General features: G+C 62.4%; 2 protein-coding genes. Both read left to right on the top strand.

All coding sequences use genetic code 11. The features are described 5' to 3' along the window. Positions 1 to 806 precede the first annotated feature (806 nt). Positions 807 to 2273, top strand: coding sequence for an ATP-binding protein (locus G4D87_RS33265; RefSeq protein WP_163786708.1), 1467 nt, complete (start codon positions 807 to 809; stop codon positions 2271 to 2273). Then, complete coding sequence (locus G4D87_RS33260; protein WP_163786707.1) at positions 2270 to 5056, top strand: Z1 domain-containing protein; 2787 nt, start codon at positions 2270 to 2272, stop codon at positions 5054 to 5056. The genes G4D87_RS33265 and G4D87_RS33260 overlap by 4 nt, the downstream gene beginning before the upstream one ends. Positions 5057 to 5181: the final 125 nt, after the last annotated feature.

Raw genomic sequence — 5181 nt, 5'->3', positions numbered from 1 at the left:
CCGCAGCTCCTGCACCAGTCGAGTCAGCTCCTCGACTTGACGCTCGAGCTCCGCGATGCGCGCATCCTTGGGGTCGACCTCGGCCACGACACGCCGTGTCCCATGCCCCACGCCGCGTCAGCGAGCGCCAGGCCTACCGTCGGCTGCTGGCCTGCTCCTTCTTCAACCGCCCATCCCACCTGAACGCTTACGCTCACGCGACCATCAACCAACGTGCGCGGCAACAGTGGGGCGAGCAGGCCGGGCAGTCGCTCCGCGAAGGTGCGCCGAGCGCACTTCGTGTTTCAGCAGGAGAAGCAGCGCACATGCAGATAAAGCTGAACGGAGTGCTCGCCGGACGCCGGACGCCGGACGCCGGACGCCGGACGCCGGACGCCGGACGCCGGACGTACGTGCTGTGTGGGGTGTCACTGTGCGTCTTGCAGAAGGGACAACGCGCACCTCTGCTCTCTGGGCGCGCCACGACGACAGCTCCCGCAGGACTGTGACGTGTCACCCGCTCCACCCGAGAGCAGGGAATCGAGTACAACTCTCTCATTCCCAGTAGTACTTGCCACGGCGGCACCCTGCCGACACCGCCTGATCCCTCGCTCGCGAATCACATTACGTGCGGGAGAGCCACGGAACCGGGGCAGGCTAAATGGGTCGAACGTACCCCAATGGGGGTGGACGGGACACGCGGAATTCCGCTTCTGGGTTGGTTGATCGCTTGGTCGCGGTGCGGTTGAATATCGGCGTGTCCAGCTGCCCCAGGCCACTGGGCACCGGGGGAATGAGCCAAGCTGGCGTGCCTTGGATGGTCGGCTATGAAGTATAAGTCACTTCCCCCCTTCGCGCCGGTCCTGCTGGAATCAATGCGGGCCATTGGCTACGATACGGCAGCAGCTGTAGCCGACCTGATCGACAACAGCATCACGGCCATGGCGACGCGGGTCCGCATTCGTTTTGATCCTGGGAGCCCGCGTGCGTTGGCTCTTTTGGACAACGGGCACGGGATGGACGAGGAGGAACTCGCCCACGCCATGCGGCACGGCTCCCGAAACCCGAACGACGTTCGCCCTGAGGACGACCTTGGCCGGTTCGGGCTGGGGATGAAGACGGCCTCAATGTCACAATGCCGTAGGCTGACCGTGGTAACTCGGAAGGATGGCAGAACCCACGGAATGATGTGGGACCTGGACCTTGTAGAACGAGAAGGTGACTGGGTAGCTGGCGTGCTCGACCCGGGGGATATAGAGCTTGTCCCCTTCGTCAGCTACCTGCTGGCGCAGACGCACGGCACGCTGGTGGCATGGGAGAAACTCGATCGGCTTGCTGCCGGCGATGCAGGGGATGGCTCGATTCTTAGCGAGCGCATCCGCAGAGTCGAAGAGCACCTCGCACTCGTCTTTCATCGTCACCTCACCGGCCGTCCACCCCAGCTTGCCATCGAGATCAACGACTACCCAGTAGAGCCGCTCGATCCCTTCCTGGAAGGCGAGGGGGCGATGGCTGGCCCCGAGGAGCGCATTCTGGTCGAAGGCCAATGCGTGTTTCTCAGGGCGTTCACTCTTCCCCATATCTCACGACTGAGCCGGGCGCAGATCGAAAAAGCTGGTGGCGAGGCAGGGCTGCGCAGGCAGCAGGGGTTCTACGTCTACCGCAACCAGCGCCTGATTGTCTGGGGCACTTGGTTCCGCCTGTTCCGCCAAGAGGAGCTGACCAAGCTCACGCGCGTTCGTGTTGATGTCCCCAATGCCCTTGACCACCTTTGGAGCCTGGACATCAAGAAGTCCGCAGCCTTTCCGCCCGCGGTCATCCGGGAACGACTCCGCGGGCTGGTACCGACCATGGTCAGACCTAGTCGGACCATCCACGAGTACAGGGGGCGGGTCACGGGCACTGGGAGGGTTCAGCCTATCTGGACGCGAATCGAGGACCGCGACGGTGTCCGCTACGAGGTTGATTGGAACCATCCCGTCGTGGCGACTCTGCGCCTCAGTGCAGAGAACGGGCATTTCTCCGAGATCGATAACGTGCTGCGCGCCATCTCTTCCAGTCTGCCGGTCGAGGCCATTTACAACGACCGAGCCAATGAACGAATTGGGCTCAGGAAGGAGACCTACGATGACGAAGTTGTCGTCGCCCACCTGGAGGAACTCGCACGACAAATGCTCTCGGCTTTCGCCGATCGTCCGGTCGAGCGCGAGCGTCTTCTCGCTGGACTCGGTAATTTCGAGCCGTTCGCCCTGTACCCCAGCCTGGTTGAACAGATCCAGAGGAGGCTGAGATGATGAACACCGACATTATAGTGAATATGGCTCTCGTAGCGCTTCCGCCTGACCGCGTGCCCACCGAGGACGAGATCCGCGAGATCGTAGAGCGGCTGGCGCCGGTCTACGGCTCGGACGAGTCGATCAAGGCCCAGGTGCTCTCGAAGCTCCTGACGCGATGCTTGGTGAAAATGGATACGGGCTTCGCGCTGGTGGAGAAGCACGTCCCCTGGGTGCATGCGCGCCGACCGGAGATCGAGCCCTACTACTGGGACCGATTCAAGCAGTGGCTCCAGCGGCAAGGCTGGCCTGCGGGCGTGCTCTCTGGCCTTGACCGGACCACTGATGACGTGCTCGACCTCCTCGGGAATCCCGCAGAACTCAACACCTGGAAGAGGCGTGGCCTCGTCATGGGGGACGTTCAATCGGGCAAGACGGCCACGTACTCCGCCCTGATCTGCAAGGCAGCTGACGCCGGGTACCGCTTCATCATTCTACTGACCGGGACGATCGAGAGTCTGCGCCAGCAGACCCAGGCGCGTCTCGACGAGGGCTTCGTTGGATTCGACAGCAGCGAGTTGCTAAAGCGGAATCGTCGCGACCTCCGAGTAGGTGTCGGGCTGATCGACGGGCGACGCCAAGCGACCGTCTTCACGTCCAGCTCTGCGGACTTCAGGAGCACGACACTCGATACGCTGGGGCTGGGTCTCAACGCGCTTCGAGAGCCAGCAATCGTCGTCATCAAGAAGCACACCAAGATTCTTGAGAATCTGCGCGACTGGCTGCGTAGCTACAATACTACCACCCAGTCAGGCGCCATCGACATTCCGACGCTGATCATTGACGACGAGGCGGACAACGCGTCTATCAATACCAACGACGAGAACAGTGACCCGACTCGGGTGAACGAGCGCATCCGGGAACTGCTGACCCTGTTCCGTCGGACGACCTACGTGGGCATCACCGCAACGCCATTCGCCAACATTTTCGTAAACCCCGATGATCAGGACGGGATGCTGGGAGACGACCTCTTTCCACGTGACTTCATCTACACCCTCCAGGCGCCGACGAACTACTTCGGGCCGCGTCGCATCTTCATGGACGACAGCGGTTCGGCGTTACACCTCCGCAGCATTGATGATGCCGCTGCCGCGATCCCGTTCAAGCACCGGCCTAACTTCAAGGTCACCGCTCTCCCGGGCTCACTGATTAAAGCCCTCCACATATTCTTGGTCGCCAACGCGATTCGGGACCTGCGCGGCGAGGGCCCCACCCATCGATCTATGCTGGTCAACGTGAGCCAGTTCACCGGGGTCCAGAGTGGGCGAGGCCCGGACGACCCGGGAGTGGAGGGGTTGTTGCGTGCAGAGCTGGAGCGTACCCAGACAGCCATACGCAGCTTCTCCAGCCTTCCCCCGGCCACGGCGCTCGACAATGCGACCATTGCAGCCCTGCACGCCGCATGGGAGGAGGAGTACCGAGACTGCGGATTTGACTGGCCGACCGTGCAGGGGGCGCTTCGGAATGCCGTCCTCCCGGTGACCACCATCGCCGTCAATCAACGTACGGGACCGCGAGCGCTCAATTACAAGGCACACAAGGATACCGGCCTCCGCGTCGTTGCAGTGGGCGGCAACAGCCTGTCACGTGGGCTGACGCTAGAGGGGCTCGTCGTCAGCTATTTCCGCCGAAGCACCAAGATGTACGACACCCTCCTTCAGATGGGCCGGTGGTTCGGATACCGACCGGGCTACGAGGATTTGTGCCGGGTGTGGCTCCCTCAGGACGCCATCGACTGGTACGGGCACATCAGCGATGCTACGCAGGAACTGCGGTCCGAACTCAAGCGGATGTACCGGCTGCGCCGTACGCCGAAGGAGTTCGGGTTGGCGGTACGGGCTTCTCCCGACTCCCTCCTGGTCACCGCCCGCAACAAGATGCGCACTGCCAAGGAGATCACGAGGGTGATCTCCGTCAGCGGGGAGGCGTTCGAGAGCGTCGAACTGCACGCCAGGGCGAAGCCCCTGCTGGACAACTGGAGCCAGATTAAATCGTTCGTTGAGGCCGCAGAATCGACAACGGGCGTGTCGGAGATTCAGCCGTCAGGGCCGCGGCTCATGCGAGGTGTTCACCGGCAGGTGATTGCCGACCTCCTGCGCAACTTCAAGGTGCCGGAGACCGAATTCCGGTTCCAGCCGGACGCTATCGCCGCTCTCCTCGACCGGATGCCTACAGGGCTCATGGAGGAGTGGGACGTCGCCATTCCTGAGGGAGAGGGAGATCCGATCCAGATCGGACATCGTAAATTCAAACGCCTCAAGCGCAAGGTGCGCATGGACCCCCCGGGAGTTCTCGAAGTCTCCGGCGCGAAGCGTCGCGTCGGGTCTCGCGGTGTCGAGAAGGCGGGGCTCACGGTCGACGAGGCTGAAAAGGCACGCCGCCTGGCCCATGAAGCAGAGGTGGAGATGGCGGCCGAGGAAGGACGTAAAAAAAAGCTGCCCGAGGAGATCAACGTTGCAGACAAGTTCTACCGTGCGGTGCGCTCGCGTCCGCTCCTCCTGATCCATGTCCTCGAACCGGAGCTGGCAATGTCGCAGGAGGACTTCAGTGGCGGTGAGGATTGCCCCGGTCTTCCTGACCTGGGCGAGGGTGCTCTGGTGGCCATCGGTCTGAGCTTCCCTCGCCTTGATGCGGGCATCACGCAGACGCTTGCGAGATACAAGATCAACGTCGTCAAGTGGCGCGAGATATTCAGCTCCTCAATCGAACTCGGCGACGACGACGACTTTGAGGAGGAGCCGTGACGATTGAGGAGGTCTTCAGACGTGCGGAGCATACAGGGGTAGACGGGTCCTTCTCCAGGATCAGTGAGTTCCATCCCGTGGACCTGTTCCTGGGCGTAGAGGGAGGCAGGCGCGCGATCATGGTT

Source organism: Myxococcus vastator (assembly GCF_010894475.1).
Classification (GTDB): Bacteria; Myxococcota; Myxococcia; order Myxococcales; family Myxococcaceae; genus Myxococcus; species Myxococcus vastator.
Note: the sequence above shows the minus strand (reverse complement) of the source record. Positions and strands in the feature narration are given on the sequence as shown.